This is a genomic window from Aquiflexum gelatinilyticum (genome assembly GCF_024741135.1).
GTDB lineage: Bacteria > Bacteroidota > Bacteroidia > Cytophagales > Cyclobacteriaceae > Cognataquiflexum > Cognataquiflexum gelatinilyticum.
Window position 1 is genome coordinate 1 of record NZ_JANSUY010000003.1, and the last position, 18,382, is coordinate 18,382.

Consider the following 18,382-nt stretch of genomic DNA (forward strand, 5'->3'; position numbering starts at 1 on the left):
CCGTTGGTAGGGTAGTTTTGGTTGGATTGGAGCCGGTATGTAGTACCATTGGTAGTCCCATTGAACCTGAATTCAATTTTTCCGTTGGTTTGGTTCATCAAGAAAAACCCATCCGGAGAACCTTTGGAAATAATGGCCTTTTTAGCCAATGAAGAAGGTTTGATCCATGCGGCAATGGTAATTTCATTGTTGAAATCAAGACTTGGATTGTGGGGAACAGTACCGAAGCTGTTGGAACCGCCACTGAGCCTGAGTGCAAGACCTTCCTGACCGCTTACCCACGACATTCCGGAGGTGTTTCCCACTGTGGCATTATTGCCATTGCCCGAGTGGTCAATGAGTATGTTTCCGCTGTTTTCCTCCAGTTTCCAATAGCCTACAAGGTTAAGATCAGAATGAGTGTCTAGAACTGAAACAGACGAAGAGGAAGTAAAATCCCCATCTTCGGACCTTGCTGTAATGATAGCATCCCCAACAGATAAACCTGTTACCAATCCTGTAGAGTTAACTGTGGCAACCAATGGATTGGAAGAGGACCAAATTACATTTTTATTCGAGGCATTAGAAGGAATGATTGTGGCTGTTATTTGTTGGCTATCACCTACATTAACTGAAGTTGCCGTAGGAGAAGTACTTATTCCGGAAACTGGAACTACAACAGACTCAATTATGGAAAATACAATCGTTGTGGTAGGTCCCTCAGTTCCACTTCTGTTAGACCCTGAATACGGAATTGCAGATAAAGTATAAGTCCCTGCTGGTAAATTTCTACCGCTGTAATTTCCATTGCTATCACCAAATAAAGAATATGGAGCTCCGTTTTCTGTCCTTGATGCCGTGATTGGTCCTGTCAAAGAAATAAACACACTTCCGATTAACGAAGGTAGGGTATTTACTCTAAAATTAAGACTTAAGTTTTGTAGTTGTTCTAAATTTAGAATACTGCTATTTTCTAAGATGATGACATCATCATTTGTACCGGCGTTGACCAAAGTAAAGCTTTCAATACTGATAGAGGAGGTGTTTGGATTAACGGTTATTGAAGTACTTGCCGAAAAATCACCATCCTGAGTCCGTGCGGTAATCAAAGCTGAACCAACGGAAATTCCTGTCACCAAGCCAGTCGAATTTACACTTGCAACAGAAGAATTGGATGAAGTCCAGTTTATAGACTTATTGGTGGCATTTGTAGGTACAACAGTCGCAAAAATCTGTTGCGAACTACCTACCAAAACCAATGCTGTGCTAGGATTGACAGAAATACCCGTGACTCCGATTATTGAAGTGTTTGGTGAAACGGTAATAGTAGAAGTACCTGTGAAATTACCATCTTGAGTTCTTGCTGTAATGTTGGTTGTTCCTTCCGAAACTGCAGAGACCAATCCATTAGAACTAACAGTTGCAATAGCCGGGTTTGAGGAAGACCAAATAACAGTTTTGTTGGTTGCATTTGCAGGTGATACACTCGCAGCGATTTGTTGAGAATTACCAACTAACAAATTGGAATTGCTTGGAGTAACTGTTATACCCGAAACATTTATAATAGGGGGTTGTATTGAACAAGTAGTTTCGAGCTTATTCAAATCTCTTGGGCTTGATGCATTTTGATGAAGAATAATCCTATCTATTAAATGGTAGGAAGACCTTGCGGACAATTCCATCGTATACTCACCCGGTTTATCAAATTGGACAAATATAGGGTAGCCATTTCCATCGTTAGTTTGGGTTGTAAATGACCAGTTTAAATTGCTTGCAAAAGCTTTAAACCAACCTCCTGAACCTGCACCACTGACTGTTGGGCTTTTTCCACTGCCTCTTGGATATAGTTTTATACCATCTTTCTCAGCAAAAAAATCGTCGGCATCAGGAAACCTAACCCAAGCATCGTTATGTTCAGATTTTAAATCACCTCTTCCTACAGCGCTTCGAAATTGAAATTGATAGACTCCAGGTGTATTAATAAATATTGTAGTTGTGATTAGACCATTTCCTGGAACAGAGGTATATTGAGGACCTGTCCAAACTAGATATCCTGACCCGGTAAATCCTGTAACCGAGCTTTGGACAACCCAATTTGGTGAATAAGCCAGGTTTTCAGCTTCCATCACCACTAGACCATTGATTTCCTGAAATTGTGATTCACAATTAAATTCAGGAATTGAAGAATTATACCTTAAAAAATGGTCAAAAATAAGATCTGGATTCCTATTTGAAAACTCCTTATTCAGCAAGGAGTTGGTTTTATAGAGTGTATTAGGAATAAAAGAACTAGATAAAATAAAAACAAACAGGAGCTGGAAAATTGTTTTAATTTTTAGCTGATTCAAAGAGTTGATATAATAATTCATTTTATACTTTTTTATGTAAAAATTTTATTTTAAATAAATGCTTTTTTGATGATCAACAAATAATACTCTAAGAAAAACATGATTTCAATTGGAATTAACAGTCGACTTTAATCTATTTCTCCAAACTGGATTGATTTTTTTTAAAGTTCAATAACGCTGATTTCCAATCTTATAACACCCAATTTTTCCATTACATGATTGGCCTGATTTATATTCAGGCCAATCATGTAATGGAAAGTTCAACTTTTATTTCTTGATAAATTTGACTTGAGTAAATCTGCCATTACCCATATCTAACATGAGCAGATAAGTTCCTGCTGCCATTCTTGATTGTTTAAGATCAAGCAAAATCTCCCCATTTTCTGTAATAGTGGACTGATTGACATACATTCTACCCATCATGTCATATACTAAAATCCCAACTTTTACATCATCTAAGACATTCATTTTTATGGAAAGGACATCTTCCACAGGATTAGGATAAACTTTAAGGCCAAATTTGGAATTTTCAACTCTTTCCTGGGTATTTTTTTCGAGTGCTGAATTATTTTCTTGAGAGTTTGCTGATCCTCCTTTTATGACCGGATTCTCATTGGTTCTAAAGGATCCCCCTGAATTTGCCAAATTTAATATTTCGGTACTGTTTAGTGCTCTTCCGTACAGCCTGACTTCATCAAGGTCACCGGTCCACCTGTTGATACCGTCCCAAGCGCCAATTTGCAGATTGGTGGTATTAGGTCTGATGGTCACAGGAGCGTATGTTGCCGAATTGTCTTCTACACCGTTGATATAGATCACGGATTTTGTACCGTTGAATGTGACGGCGACATGCATCCAAGTTCCGTTGGTAGGGTAGTTTTGGTTGGATTGGAGCCGGTATGTAGTACCATTGGTAGTCCCATTGAACCTGAATTCAATTTTTCCGTTGGTTTGGTTCATCAAGAAAAACCCATCCGGAGAACCTTTGGAAATAATGGCCTTTTTAGCCAATGAAGAAGGTTTGATCCATGCAGCAACAGTAATCTCATTTGTGAATTCGAGGCTTGGATTGTGGGGAACAGAACCAAAACTGCCGGAATTTCCGGTGGGTTTGAGTGCAAGACCTTCCTGCCCGCTTACCCATGATATTCCTGTAATATTTACTACTGTTGCGTTGTTTTCATTGCCTGAGTGGTCAAAGAGTATGTTTCCTCCGTTTTCCTCCATCTTCCAATGGCCTACAAGGTTAAGATCAGAATGAGTGTCTATAACTGAAACAGACGCGGAAGAGGTATAATCCCCATCTTCGGACATTGCGGAAATGATAGCATCCCCAACAGATATGCCAATTACCAATCCTGTGGAATTTACTGTAGCCACATTTTCGTTAGAGCTAATCCAAATAATGTTTTGGTTTGTAGCATTGGTAGGAGAAATGGTAGAGACAAGCTGTAATGTACCTCCAACCTCTATGGATGGGTTAGTTGGACTAATAGATATTCCGGTAACAGGAATGTTGGGAATAACATCATCGACGATGGAAAATTGTATAGAAAGGGGTTTACCTGCTATGCCTGTACCGCCGGCTCCTGTGTATGGAGTAGCAACTATTGAATAATCGCCTAAGGGCAAACTGATGCCTTCATCACCCAGAAGGGAATAAGGTGCCTCATCATCAAATCTTGATAAGGTTACAGGCCCGGTTAAAGATAAGAATACGCTTCCAACTGAAGTTGGATTAGAAATTGCCTTTAAGTTTAATTCTAAGCCATTTATTTGACCCAATTGAACCTGTGAGCCGTCAGCCAGTTCTACCAAATCCACATTGTTTTCATTATTTATCAATGTAAAACCATCAACTTTTAATAAGGAATTAATTATGGGTATTTCTAACTCAAGGCCCATATCATATTTAATAAGCAAATTTGCCTCTGGATTGTCTTTTTCTCCAATATATTCAATTCTTAAAGTGTGGCTTGAATACGGCAATAACATTGAATTTGTAATACCACCTAGCACAACTGTGAAATCCCCTGCATCTATCCCTGTAAATGTGATTTCTTTTAAAATGATACCTTGATTTCCTTCAGAAATATCGATTTCAAAATCTTCTGAAATTCCATTGACCATATTGATAGCATTTGGACCAACGAGAAGGCTCTTTGATATAGAATTTCCAAACGGTTCATTCAATCCGTAAAATTCCATGTTTCTTTGACTTCCGCTTCCTCTGTTAGGTGAACCACCAGCAACGAATAATCCTTTACCCGAAACAATTCCCTGCGTACCATGTCTTCTGAAATTTAGATTGGGTCCTGTTGACCAGGTCTGAGTTTGTGGATCGAATATTTCTGTGATGTTTAGTGCTAATTCATTCCCAACTCCAGGAATTTCACCTCCGGCTATAAGCAATTTATTTTCAAAATTAGCAACGACAGCACCGGCCCTTGGTGTAGGAATATCTAAGCTACTTGGGAGTGTACTCCAAGTTTCTGTTTCAAAATCATAAACATCGACCTCTTTAATCACAGGTCCAAAAGTACCACCCGGTCCACCTGATAACCTCCCTGACGCGACATATATTTTATTCCCAATCGTTACTGCATGAAAATGATCTCTAGGTCGGGGTGCATCGCCCAAAACAGTCCAAATTCCTGTGGAAGGATCAAATTCATCAAAATAAGGCACATATTGACCGTTATGACCTAATTTATTACCTGCAATCACATAGAATTTATCATTATGAACAACAAGACCCGCTGATCCTCTTCTTCTATCTTCGGGGATTTCCGGTCCTTGAAAATATTGCTCTAAAACAGGATCAAAAATCCATACATGGGTCGCTGGTTTTTCATTCGGGAAAGCATTGTCTTCGAAAGCACCGATCACCCAAATATATCCTTTATACTCAGTCGCTTGGAAGTGGTTGAAACTTACTGGGGCTACTCCGCTAAGTGCTCTCCAGCTATCTTGATGGTAATCATAAACATCAATGGTTTTAGAATTTTCTCGGCCACCCATCACATAGAAATTTTCACCCGCCTGTACAAATGAAGCTTCGTGTCTCTCAGAGTAATTTTGATTTTCATTGACAATATTCCAATTTTCGAAAGGAAGAATAGTCCAAGAAAACGTAGTAAATTCTTGATTTGGTACAGGACTATTCGAATCAGTTGCCCAAATGGTTACATTATAGGTTTGGTTGGTTTGTGCAGTAGGGCTGACAGTTCCATATAGTCTTCCATTAACCGGTTCTATGTCAATCCCCGGAGGTAGGTTTAAAGCACTGTAAAGAATTGTACCTATACCTCCTGTGGCGGAACACAATAAATTACCATCAAGTACTTGATTAATAGTATTGATTTGATCCGGGATTGGATTTGTAAAAGATATAGGTGTTGAAAGAGTAGTTCCAATGACCTCTATGGCATTGATTATTGGATTACCTGTTTTTTTGACAAATTCAATATTCAATTGTCCGTCTGATACAATGACCTCAAATTGTTCTACAGCTGCAACACCCTTTCCATATTTCTGTACCAGATCCAAATTGCTTCTAACGGTGCTTCCTTCCAATCTGATATCAAACTTTCTTTGATCGATATTTATCGGACCTTCACTATTTTCACCCAAATAAAGATTAATGATATATACACCGTTTGGTAAAGGTATTGTGTATCGCAAATTACCCGCATCTGTTTTTTCTCTTTGGTTTCCAAAAATTGAATTGAAGGTAGATTCAGAAATATAGCTAGGAATTGATGTATGCTTGTTGTTAAAGAGCAGAGAACTGCTCGAGGAGGTTCCTCCGTTTACAGAATACCCTATCCCATTATACGTGCCGTTTTGATCGTTTGGAACCCAGTTGGGTGCATTATTTTCTCCTATTACCTCTTGTCCACCTGCATTGATTCTGTAAATGATTTGGTTTGCCCTAACGACTGAAATTTCAAAACTTTGTTCTACAAAATAACCGAAGGAGTCAGTGGCCCTCACGGTGATCACTCCTGTATAGGGAGAATCAGGAAATGTCAGGGTAAGCATATTGCCTTCAATCTGAACTCCAGTCAGAGATAATATGGTAGAACTGTATGAAAATGAAAGGTTTTCTACGCCGAAATTATCTCCAAAAAATTGTGACAAATCTATTTCCCTTGGCGGAGAGGATACCTGCCTTGTAATATTGGGAATTTGGTTGGTCAAATAAGGCTGTTCTCCATCCACCTTAAAGAAATCATAATTAATTAAAAACTCTTTTGAAGGATTAGCGGATGTGCCAAAGATACCAACAGCAAGGGGTTTGCTGATGTCCTGGACAGCCTCCAACACTTTCCCTGTGAGAATCATTGTCCCAAGACTAATAATTTCTCTGCTTCCGATTTTTATTTGAGGTTCTACAGTTCCAAGAATAGGATCAGCATTGATAATAAAAACAACTGTTTCGGAACCCATAGGGCGATCTTCAACTGACAAAGGAATAATAATAGGATTTGGATCTTCGATATCGTTAATTTCCAGTGAAGCCTTAATACTGGTTTTGGTTAAAACCAACTTCAAGAAATTACTCTGGGTACCATCACCCATTTGAATACCCATTTCACCATCATGGTCTATATCATAAAACCCATTTATTGCCTGAAATCCCAAAAGTCCGGCTGATATTCGAAATTTTCCTGTTTCATTGCCAACATTGATTCCAAATTGAAAACCTTTTTCTTGGTTATTGGCCAAACCATTTGCTGTACCGCCAGTCATAGCCATCAGCATTGCACCGGCAGCCCCACCATAAATATCGTTTTCTAGTGGGCCAAAACCGGGTTTGTCCAGCCAGTTTAGCCAATTTGGGTTTGATTCTCCATTATTCATCAACCCCGTAAGACCCAATCCTCGAAAACCAAAAGGCCTTCCTAATCCATCCGTTTTGTCAGAGAAAAGTTCATTATTTATAGGTAAGTTTAATACATCTCCTAATTGAAAAGGGTCTAATGCATCAAGTATGCCGTCACCATCATCATCAAGATCATTCAAATCAGAAATAAAATCACCATCAAAATCATTAGGTCTTGAGGCGCCATCGCAATAAGCAGTTCCATTATCAATTTCATCTTGGTTGGTGAATCCATCATTGTCATAATCTGCACTGGGATCATAAAAAGGATCACCTGGAGGAGGACAAAATGGGACGCTTGAAGGGGTAAGAATACTTATTCGACTATCATAAGTCGCCACCCAAATCGTCCCGGGAAATATGTCCTCATCTCCTTGGGTAGTAATGCCAAGAGCATTTCCTCCATTCAAAAACCATTTGTCTTCCTCTAAGGAAAGTAAAGTACCATCAGAATTTAACCTGACCAAATGCAAATAACCATCATTTCTGCCTGCAATAAGTGACCCTTTCAATACCCCATTAAAGTTTGATGCTTTATATTCATCCATCCCATTAGTATTTTTTTTCCACATTGTGACAAATGTAGGTTGCGGACCATTTGGATTTTGGTTTAAGGGGTCTCTATAATCAGCTTCATTTGGATTGGCAAGACTCAAAGGAACAGGAGGCCAGTTGACTGGTAGAGAATTTTGTGCATAAAAATCAAAACCCGGTTGGCCTGGAGCAATGGGTTCTAAAATCTCGGTACGGAATACTTCATTTGGAGTATAGAGTGGTGGTAAATTTACCCAGCCACCATCATCACCAATTGATTTGGTATACAATCCAGCTCCTCCGGGATTAAATGGAAAAGAGGCACCTAAGGAATAAGGGACTCCAGGGTTTGCCCGAATTGGTGTTGGATGCCCTCCATAATAACTGCCAAATTGATAATTATCTTTATCTTGCGTTATCAGTTCCAAATGGTCTTGATTCCTGACCCATTCGCCACTTGGTGATTTCTGGCCACTCGAGTTTCCGGGTTCTAAGCTATTATAATTATTGTTTACTATACTTGGAATCCCTTCATTTTCGGGCAATCCTCCCCAAGTTCCATTTGGCCCATTATCTGAAATAAATATCTTGCCTTCTTCGGTCACAACAAAATCGTATGCATTTCTATAGCCTGCAGAAAAAATCTGTACAGGTCCGTTTTCAACTATCATCCCCATATTCAACCCGTCATTTCCACCAAAGGGATCACCTACATCGATGCCATCATACCCCGGTTCATTGGGATTATAAATCCCATTGACATTTGGCCTTGAAGGATCATCTAAGGTAGGGATGTCGTATTTAAACTTTCTGCCTGATCTAGAATCGGTTTTGGTAGGCAGAACCTCAATTGCATCTAAATCAATGCTTAGCAAAGCAGCTGATAAAGCATATTCTGTAATCCAGGCAAAGCTTGCACTAGGGGCACCCGCATTGGTAAACCCCCCGCTGGCTACCAATAAATATGGTTTTCCATTAATAACAGTATATTCCACTGCATTAGGAGAATGATTTTCCTCTGATCTTGGCAAACCCCGTACCAAATCAACAGCATCCCAATTACTGCCAGTCCAAGTCAATTTTGTAATAATCCCAGAGTTGGTATCCAAGACTTTGTCTCCGGTGGGCCCCCCCCATTTTGGGTCACTGGAACTGACATAAATAATAGGATTTGATGCTGTTCCAACCACATCAATCCCAGTTATTTGTCTGGTTTTTCTTGATGATAAGTTCCCATCCCAAGCAGGTGTTCCAAGGTCATCGTAATTAGGAATGTTTTTGACATTAAAAATAATTTCATGGTTTGAAACAGTGTAACTGTTATTGGCATCTTTAATTATGGTATATACCTGAATTTCCCCTTTTCTTCGGGTTAAATACAAACGATTATCCGGGCCAAAAATTAAGGCTGTACCTTCGGAAGGTGGAGTAAAACCATTAAAATTTAAAGTGCTTAGGTCAAATTGCACGCTTTGACCATAAACAGGTATTTGGCCAAATGCCAAATAAAACAAAATTAGAGAATTTAGGAAAAGAATAGGAAACTTTAAAATATGACTCATGAAGATAAAATTTAATTGTTAAAAAAAACCTAATTTTTACGTTTGAGATAAATAAATTTTAAATGAATAATTAAATTTTGATAGAATAAATGCTATAAACATGGGTTATTTCTTATATTTTTAAAGTGGTGTAGATATACAAATCCATGCAGAAATTATTCTATAATTGTAAATTAAAATAACATTCAAATGTAAAAAAAAAATTTTAAAACGCAATAAACTGAATATGAAATATATTTTTTTGAGTTTAAAACAAATAATTTCTGAGAAACAATTTTTAATGAAGGGTAAGCTCTGCTTATAAAGCCTACCCTTTTTTCTGTATTTTCAGTTTACCACAAAATACAAATCTTTACATGAAAAATATAAATTTCTTCGGAAAGCCAATTTTTTCTCAGCTTCTTTCTTTCATTGACAGAACGGCTTTATCTCAGGTCCAAGCCATAGTCTAATAGTTGTTACTAGAAATTTTATACCTGGCAACATCTTGTGACCATGGTTTTCTTTTCTTTTAATTGAGTAACCTCGCTGTCAGAGCTTTCTGTCGGTCTTTTAGATTGGCAGAACAAACCTATATACCTTGGTATACCATCTCCGATGGTAACAGTAAAAGGCTCAGCAAATTGTTTATCGACATTTACTTGAGACTATTTGAAAATACTGTAATATTTTAACGGATAGCAGACTCAGAATGGAAGTTATTCAAAAGCTGTATATAATTATCTACTATTATAAGCTTGTTCAATGACAATCTTAGGGATATTGGAAGCCCCCAAAAGACTGAAAAAGAAATAAAAATTAAAAAATACGTTAAAATATTTGTTATTCGAGCTTATGGTTAGTGTAGTCAGGTTTACCGAAAGAAGCCGTATTGCCAAACTATCCTTAAACATTTCAATATTCCTGACGTCCCTTTTGTTGTCATGGATATGGGGAATACAGATTATCCGCAATACGCAAAGTGAACTGACAGAGGTAAGAGGTATTTATTTTATCACCAGAATGAGGGAGAAAGCCCTTTACAAAAGTATAAATGAATCCGATCCTCCTGATGAAAGAAACCTTGATATCCTCAAAGACGGAACTTTCTCGGTCAACCATACCGGAAATGGGGAATAAGAGGCTTGGAAGCTAATTAAGATTGCAAATTGGAATTATGAAAACTCTAAACTGCTTATCTTTTTTATAAAAAGCAAAGTTCAGGAAGCCTCCACTATTGCGGGGATATATAAGCACAATTGGCAGATTGAACTGCTGTTCAAAAAGCTCAAACAGAACTTCCCTCTCATATATTTCCTGGGCGATAACCAGAATGAAATTGAAATCTGAACTGGTGCTCCCTAAAATCACTTTTGCTAATGGAAGTTTTCAATAAGACAGTCAAAAGGAACTGGGTCTGCTCCAATATGATTGCTTTGGTCAGATTCCTCATGTTAAATTATATCCACCTGATCAATGTTCTGAACAATCCTGAAAAAGTGCTTAAAGAGGAACTATAGAACTCAGGTCAAACATCTTTTTTTTAACGTATAGGCTTGCTTTTCAAAACAAAATTATAAAAAACTACATTTCCCTCGCATTAAAACTCCTTTCACTATTTTCGATTTCAGTCGACCTTTTGTGGAAAAAAAATGATAGAAAAAAAATTCGGCAAAGTATTTGCTAAGAAATTTAAAAATTCACGTAAGTGATTTTTAAATTAACTATTTATTTGAAAGCCCTAGTAAATCACAAGCCATGTATTTGTTTTATAAAAAGACTCTGTTTCTTGCCTTTATAATTTTTTTCAATTCTCCCTTCGTTTTTTCACAAACTTATTCTGTTTCAGATTTTGATCCTAATCTTCAAAAAGTTATTGCTTTCCCCGGGGCCGAGGGTTTTGGCAAATATGCCTCAGGAGGAAGGGGAGGTCAAGTTCTCAAGGTGACAAATCTTAATGATTCAGGCCCTGGAAGTCTTCGGGATGCTGTAACAAGCTCTGGTTCAAGAATCGTAGTTTTTGAAGTGTCAGGGACAATCTTTTTGCAAAGTCCAATCAACGTGACTAGTCCCGATCTTACGATTGCAGGACAGTCAGCTCCAGGAGATGGGATCACAATAGCTAATCACCGCTTGAACTTCACCAATGCTAAAAATATAATCGTCAGATATATCAGATTCAGACCAGGAGATACCTCTGGATTGGAATTGCAAGCCGGTTTTGGCGTATACATAGACAATGCAATTTTTGACCATTGTACTTTTTCATGGGGCACAGATGAGATTGCATCATTTTACGCTGTCCGAAACTTTACCATTCAATGGAGCATTATCTCTGAAGCCTTAAACAACAGTGTACATTCGAAAGGCAGACATGGATACGGTGCGATTGTAGGTGGTAAAAACGTGTCCTGGCACCATAACCTTCTCGCCCATGCCATCGATAGGATGAATATGTTTGATCATATGGGTTTGTACAAAAACTCCCAAGAACTGGTGGAATGGAGGGGAGTAACTGATTTTAGAAACAACGTAATTTACAATTGGCAGGACCGTGCCTCAACCAACGGAGATGGAGGGAATTTTAACTTGATTAACAATTTTTATAAACCGGGTCCTGCAACTACATCATCTGAGGCCCGAAACTTTTTCTTGAATGCAACAGGAACCTTCAATGGAAGTAGCACGATTTATGGCAAGTTTTTTTTGAATGGGAACATATTGAATGGCAATTCCTCCGTAAGTACCAATAACTGGACAGGGGTAAAACTGGAAACTTCGGAGTTAACAAAACAATTTTTGGAAAGTACAAAGCTCAACTCCGCACTACCTACCAATGTCTATAGCTATATTCCCACTGGTCAAGAATCGTATTTTAGGGTGTTAGATTACTCAGGGGCCAGCTTAGTAAGAGACCCCGTGGATACAAGAGTCGTCCAAGAAACAAGAAATGGTACTTTCACCTTTTCGGGTTCAAAAGGGTCTCGATTTGGCATTATTGATAGCCAAAATGATGTCGGCGGCTGGCCAACACTAAGAAGTCTTCCAACGCCTTTGGATACTGACCGAGATGGTATACCGGACGCTTGGGAATCGGCCAATAACCTAAATCCAATACGTTCCAATGACCGAGAATATAATTTAAGTCCCTACTATACGGATATTGAGATGTACATCAATTCATTGGTGGATATTTTGGTTAAAAACCAATATCCTAACACGCCGCTTACAGTGGTACCTATTTTGCCAGCAGCTAATGCAAACAATATTTCACCAATGGATATTAGTTTTGCTTGGGAACTGGTACCCAACGCAGATACCTATCAAATTCAAATCTCAAAGTCCTCAACTTTCGCCAGTGGCAACATAATACTCAGCAATTTGAGAAACCTCAGTATTGTATACCCGAAATTAGATGCCAACAGCACCTATTTTTGGCGAGTAAGAGGGGTACGTAATGGGGTATCAGGATCCTATTCAAATACAAGGAGTTTTCAAACCAATTCGGTGAGTAATACTCCAGGCCAACCTTTGCTTCTTGAGCCCGATTCTGGAAAGGAAGGCGTTTCTTTAAACCCTGCAGTCAGCTGGTCCAAAGTGCCTAATGCCCTTAGTTATGACTTGCAGATTTCAACGGTTTCCAACTTTTCATCCACTATATTTAGCCAAATAGGAATCACTCCCACTAGTTACCAAAGTCCCAAATTGTTGGAAAACACAACCTATTTTTGGAGGGTTCGAGCCCGAAACTCGAACGGAATAGGATCATATTCGGCCACAGGAAGCTTCAAAACGGTTTCAATGAGTAGTGTTCCTGGATGGGTTATTCCTATTCGTCCGACAAATGGGGTTATCATCAATCCTGTTAATGTGGTTTTGGAATGGGAAAACCTCCCTGAGGCAGACACTTACAGATTAGTAATATCAACTAATAGTAATCTAAGTTCGCCATTTTTAGACAAGTCCGGTCTCACAGATAATTCTTTTACCATTTCCAATCTGGATCCAAATAAAACCTATTATTGGCGAATTGTGGGCGTAAATCGGACTGGGACTGGCTGGTATTCACAAAATTTTTCCGTTTTTAAAACCGGTTCTTTCACACAGGTCCCCGCTGTAATTCAATTGGCCAGTCCAGAACATGACTCAAATATTTTTTCCACTTCGATTACGTTTTCTTGGACGGAAAATCCAATTGCACAAAGCTATACCCTTCAGGTTTCAAATCGGGAGGATTTTGGAACCATGGTGGCCAATATTAACAACATTACTGGAACTTCGAGAACTATTAGCAACCTTCAAGTGAATACGCAATACTTTTGGCGGGTATGGGGAAGCAACGAGGCGGGGAACGGACCCGTGGGAGAGGTAAGGAAAGTGAGATCCGCCTCAGCTTCAACCGTTCCTTCTATTGCAATTCTCTCAAGCCCAAAGAACAGTGCTGTAGTGGGTGCCCAAAACGTGGAGTTCGTTTGGCAAAATCAGCCAAGTGCAGAGTTTTACCGTCTTGAGGTTTCTGAGTCTATAAACTTCAATTCCCTCACTTTTTCCCGTAGCTCGATCAGGGGAACCACCTGGATTGTTCCCCAACTTACAGCCAACAGAACTTACTATTGGAGGGTACGGACTTACAATCCCATAGGGACTGGACCATACTCAGCAATATCTATGTTTAGTACAACAAATGGGGATATAATTCTAGATCAACCAATTTTGGTGTCACCAACTAACGCAGCTTTAAACCAATCTAGGAATCTTACTCTTTTATGGAATCCCGTCCAAAATGCAACGGCTTACGAAGTCCAAGTCTCTGAAAACAGTACATTTTCAACAATTGCATTTTCCCAGACAGGCCTTTCTTCAAACAGTGCAAATTTCCAGAGTCTAATAGAGGGCAAGACTTATTTCTGGCGAATTAGAGCAAAAGCAGGAAGTATCGATTCCAATTGGTCGGCAGTCTGGAATTTTTCAACACAAGGGCAATCCGGAACCAATCCCTTGAATGTAGGCTTAATTGGATATTGGACCATGGAAGAAGGTAGCGGAATGACCCTCATGGATCAATCCGGGAAGAACAACCATCTTAGTATACAAAACACAACAGGTGCGACATGGGTACAAGGAGTAAAAGGAAATGCCCTAGCTTTGGCTGGCAGAAATTTTGCAAGTATTCCACATAACTCTAGCTTGGAAATCACCAGTGCCTTGAGTATGACTGCCTGGGTCAAGGCAACAAGTGTTCATCGAGGTACTATTCTGTACAAATCAGCTGGCAAGGGTTTTGAGTTGTGGTTCACTATTGATGGTAAAATTGAGTTTCGATTGAACAGAGCCTCAAACGGAACAACATACCGAATTCTTTCCAATTTTAGTTATAACAATTCACTTAACCAATGGATACACGTAGCCGCCTCATTTGATGGAAGGACCATGAAAATTTATGTCAACGGTGAAGAAGATGCATCCAAAACATTTACCACCTTCAACATTGGCACCACTTCTGGTAATTTGGTATTGGGATCAATGGATGGAATTCAACGCTGGCAAGGATCATTAGACGAAATTCGTTTGTTTAATCGGTCCCTTAGTCTAGAGGAGATCCTTTTAGCGATGAATAGTAGTTCAATACAAGAAAAACCTCTTTCAGATTTGATTGGCCATTGGCAAATGGAAGAAGGGTCAGGTAATTCACTTAAAGACGAAACTATAAATGGGCTCCATGCCACTTTTGTCGATAATTCAGGCATCACCTGGTCCTCCGGTAAGATAGGACAAGCTATATATTTGACCGGGAAATCCGACCGATTCGCTCTAGTGCCTCATCAGGAAGTCCTTTCAATTCCAAAGGAAATCAGCATTGCAGCTTGGGTAAAACCTAACATTCTTCATAGAGGTACTCTTGTTAGCAAATCGTCAGGAAATGGTTTTGAACTATGGTTGACAATGGAAGGAAAAGTAGAGTTTCGTCTGAATAGGACTAATAACGGAAGTACCTATCGAATAGTTACCCCATACAGCTATGCCGGTGATTTGGGGAAATGGATACATATAGCGGCAACATTTGACGGACGGACAAGCAAAATCTACATCAACGGTGAAGAGAATGTTAGTAAAACCTACGGTACAACGATTGGAATAAGTACTAGTGCTGGAGACCTTGTTATTGGTGCAATGGGGGATATCCAAAGGCTTAATGGTGGTTTTGATGACCTGCGTATCTACGGCAAAGCACTTACTGCTGATGAAGTTTTGGCTTTGGCAAAACCTGCGCAACAGGCCATGCGATTAATGGAGGAAACGAATGAGAAAGGTCAAATCAACAATCCCTCTAAAGCTGTAAATGATGAATTATTGCAAGATCATATAGTCGACGAACAAAAAGGGTTAAAGAAGGTCATTTTGTTTCCAAACCCGGTCGACAGTCAAATCAATTTGCGGAATCTATGGCTTGAAAATGATAAAATTTGGATAACCATCTACGACATTAACGGTCGCTTAATTCTGAATTCATATAGTCAGGTAGTTAATAGTACATTGTATTTGGATATCAATGATTTGGCTCTAAATAATGGTATTTATGTTCTCTTACTGCAGGATAATTCACACAGGGAAGTTTTGCGGTTTTTTAAGAAGTAGATAACTAGAGAGAGGCTATGCGAATTGACTTGGAAAATAAATTTCACAAATTAATGCATAAGTTATATTTGCAGTTAAAGTTGAATTGGTTGTTATATGGAATCTGTTGTCAAGATTCAAAGAAGATTTTTTGAAAAGTGCTGCTAGAAAGTCACTTTTTCTTGTTCTAAAAACTGTCTGAAATAGAAAAAAGTCCTTTTTTAGATTGTAAGACATAAAATTGTCTTTTAAGAGCTCGATAAAGAAGGTACTTCATTTTATCCAATGCTGAACAACTGTATCCATTTGATAAATCCCATATTTCCATATAATTGGCTATATCGCAAGGTTGTAAAATGGAAAAAATAATCAAAAACGATTATTATGTCCTGTTTAGCAGGTACTAGGTTTTTGGATAGAGCAAAGTTCCTTTCTCAAAGGAAAAGGGTGTTTCAAGGACAGCATTTTATTATTTGTGTAAGAAGTTCAGAATGAAGGAAACTTCTAAAATTTGACAACCATCATTTTCTGTTTTCACCCCTGATCTTGGTTTCTAAAGAAAACTGGTCGTCAGAATTAGTTGTCCATCGAGAGTAAGCAGTTAATTTTTCGAAAATGTGGATATCGAATTAATCAAAAAGCTTCTTTGTTGCTTGCTCTGCCGAGCTAGACCAAGAATATACAGCCTACCTATATTCGCTTTTGTATTAATTCACCCGCATGCCCGGTATTTAACAAAATACTTTTGATCTGATCGACATAGATGTTTTTGTATTTTTAAGCAAACGGTCCAATCAGATTCGGGTCCTGCATTAAAATAAGGTCGTTTTCTCCCTGTATATCAAATAGCTTGTGTAGGGGACTTTTTAACTCTCGGTAATGGTAATTTATCGGGTTTAAAAATGGCCAGATCAGCCAATTTTATGGAAAAAGACTTGAAAAGCAGTAAACTATAAAACCTGCATGAGAACAAAACAGCTTTGGGATGACGTTAATTGCCCATGGTCGATTTCTACAACCCTATTTCTAAATTGAAATTAATTTAAATAATTACAAGTAATCAGTTTGTTTGAAAATGTTAAGTGAGTCAATAAATTTTTTGATTTCAGAAACGGAATTTTCCCAGGTGTACTGTTCTTTCACTTTTTTATATGAAGTTTCACCCATTTCTTTGGCAAGAGTCGGTTGGTCCAATAATTGAATTAACCTATCAGCCATGATTTTGATTTCTCTATGATTTACTAAAAATCCTGTTTTTCCTTCTTCTACAAAATCAGGTAATGCCCCGATTTTGAGTGCAACTATTGGAAGTTTATAGGCCATGGCTTCCAAATAGACGATCCCAAAAGGTTCTCTTTTGGAAGGCATACAAAAAATTGAAGCCGATTCGTAAATTTTTTTAACTTCTTTGATAGGAAGTTTGCCCCAAATTTTAACATTTGGAACATCAATCTTGGGATTACATCCTACAATATCCAATTGTGCTTCAGGATGTGCTTTCAGGACTAATTTGAACGCTTCTATCAATTCTGGTCCTCCTTTTCTTTCCCAATCCACACCTACAAACAATATTTTTTTTCGCTGATACCTACCTAAAGGATAAATAATATCTGTTTGAGTGATATTGGCGCCAGCAAAAACGCATTTAACTTTTTTTGGATCAATTTGGTATTGGTTAAGGAGAGAGTTTTTAACATGGTTGCTCATGGTAAATATTCCTTGAGATCTTTTATAAAAATCCTTTTCTTTTCGCTGCCAAGATTTAACATTCAAATTTTCCTCTAAATATTCAGGGTATTCCAGATTAACCAAATGGGTATGGTCTGTATAGATAAAATGAGGAAAAGGACCTATTTTCCCATCAAAATTGGATTGGGTTTGAAATGTGAACAAGTAATCCTGACTTTTTGCGGCATTTTTGATCAACCTATTGGTGAGTTCCCAAAAGTAGCCACTTTTTTTTTCGTTTTCCTTGAGGCCTTTCCGAGTCAAATTTTTTGTAATTGGAATAGCATTAAGGGTCAATAAAAGCTTGTTTTTTAAGGACATCCTTTTCAGAAGTAATTCCAAATCAATTATTTCAATTTCATAGGAATGAAATATTGATTTAAATTCCTGGATTACAGCATTGTTTATGTGAGAAAATGATCCCAAATGGACAAACAATATTTTTCTTTTTTCCATTACCGTATTAAAATAAAATTGAAATATTCCTCTAAATTAATAGAATTTATTGCCCCTTAAGATAGCAAACACTAAAAATATTTCTTTCTTTAAAAACTGATTTTCTTAGGTTCTTTTTGTAAATAATGATTAGGATTTTCCTCAACTTTATATTCAGGAAAGAAGAATTGAAAAAGGAATATCACTCGGTATGTAGCTTTAATTTTCTATGTAAACTAATTATAACAATGTCTAAATTGAAGCAATTTCAAGAAACTATTCAGGCATTTTTTCTTAAATGAAGCTTAATTTTT

At 38.1% G+C, this 18,382-nt stretch carries 7 protein-coding genes; 4 read left to right on the top strand and 3 right to left on the bottom strand.

The window, feature by feature from the left end; all coding sequences use genetic code 11:
- The coding region (locus NU887_RS06150; protein ID WP_258422492.1) for an Ig-like domain-containing protein at nucleotides 1-2,105 on the bottom strand (2,105 nt) is incomplete at its 3' end.
- Between the two features lie 489 nt (nucleotides 2,106-2,594).
- The gene (locus NU887_RS06155) at nucleotides 2,595-9,311 is read right to left on the bottom strand and encodes a LamG-like jellyroll fold domain-containing protein (protein ID WP_258422493.1); all 6,717 of its coding nucleotides are present in this window, start codon (nucleotides 9,309-9,311) and stop codon (nucleotides 2,595-2,597) included.
- An 834-nt stretch (nucleotides 9,312-10,145) separates the two neighbouring features.
- Here NU887_RS06155 and NU887_RS06160 point away from each other — a divergent pair.
- From NU887_RS06160 to NU887_RS06170, 4 genes are all read left to right on the top strand, one after another.
- Nucleotides 10,146-10,430: a hypothetical protein gene (locus tag NU887_RS06160; protein WP_258422494.1), complete on the top strand. Its 285-nt coding sequence runs from the start codon at nucleotides 10,146-10,148 to the stop codon at nucleotides 10,428-10,430.
- A gap of 21 nt (nucleotides 10,431-10,451) precedes the next feature.
- Nucleotides 10,452-10,640, top strand: coding sequence for a hypothetical protein (locus NU887_RS21245; protein WP_420839729.1), 189 nt, complete (start codon nucleotides 10,452-10,454; stop codon nucleotides 10,638-10,640).
- A 29-nt stretch (nucleotides 10,641-10,669) separates the two neighbouring features.
- Nucleotides 10,670-10,810 carry a hypothetical protein gene (locus NU887_RS06165; RefSeq protein ID WP_258422495.1) on the top strand — a complete coding sequence of 47 codons (141 nt, stop codon included), beginning with the start codon at nucleotides 10,670-10,672 and terminating at the stop codon, nucleotides 10,808-10,810.
- A gap of 238 nt (nucleotides 10,811-11,048) precedes the next feature.
- On the top strand, nucleotides 11,049-15,926 hold the full coding sequence (locus NU887_RS06170; RefSeq protein WP_258422496.1) for a LamG-like jellyroll fold domain-containing protein: 4,878 nt from the start codon (nucleotides 11,049-11,051) through the stop codon (nucleotides 15,924-15,926).
- A 1,029-nt stretch (nucleotides 15,927-16,955) separates the two neighbouring features.
- Here the strand turns inward: NU887_RS06170 and NU887_RS06175 are convergent.
- Complete coding sequence (locus NU887_RS06175; protein WP_258422497.1) at nucleotides 16,956-17,897, bottom strand: glycosyltransferase family 4 protein; 942 nt, start codon at nucleotides 17,895-17,897, stop codon at nucleotides 16,956-16,958.
- Nucleotides 17,898-18,382 lie beyond the last annotated feature (485 nt).

Bases quoted from the DNA above. Each gene is read 5' to 3' on its own strand.
- NU887_RS06160 (WP_258422494.1), top strand. From the start codon at position 10,146: ATGGTTAGTGTAGTCAGGTTTACCGAAAGAAGCCGTATTGCCAAACTA.
- NU887_RS06165 (WP_258422495.1), top strand. From the start codon at position 10,670: ATGGAAGTTTTCAATAAGACAGTCAAAAGGAACTGGGTCTGCTCCAAT.
- NU887_RS06170 (WP_258422496.1), top strand. From the start codon at position 11,049: ATGTATTTGTTTTATAAAAAGACTCTGTTTCTTGCCTTTATAATTTTT.
- NU887_RS06155 (WP_258422493.1), bottom strand. From the start codon at position 9,311: ATGAGTCATATTTTAAAGTTTCCTATTCTTTTCCTAAATTCTCTAATT.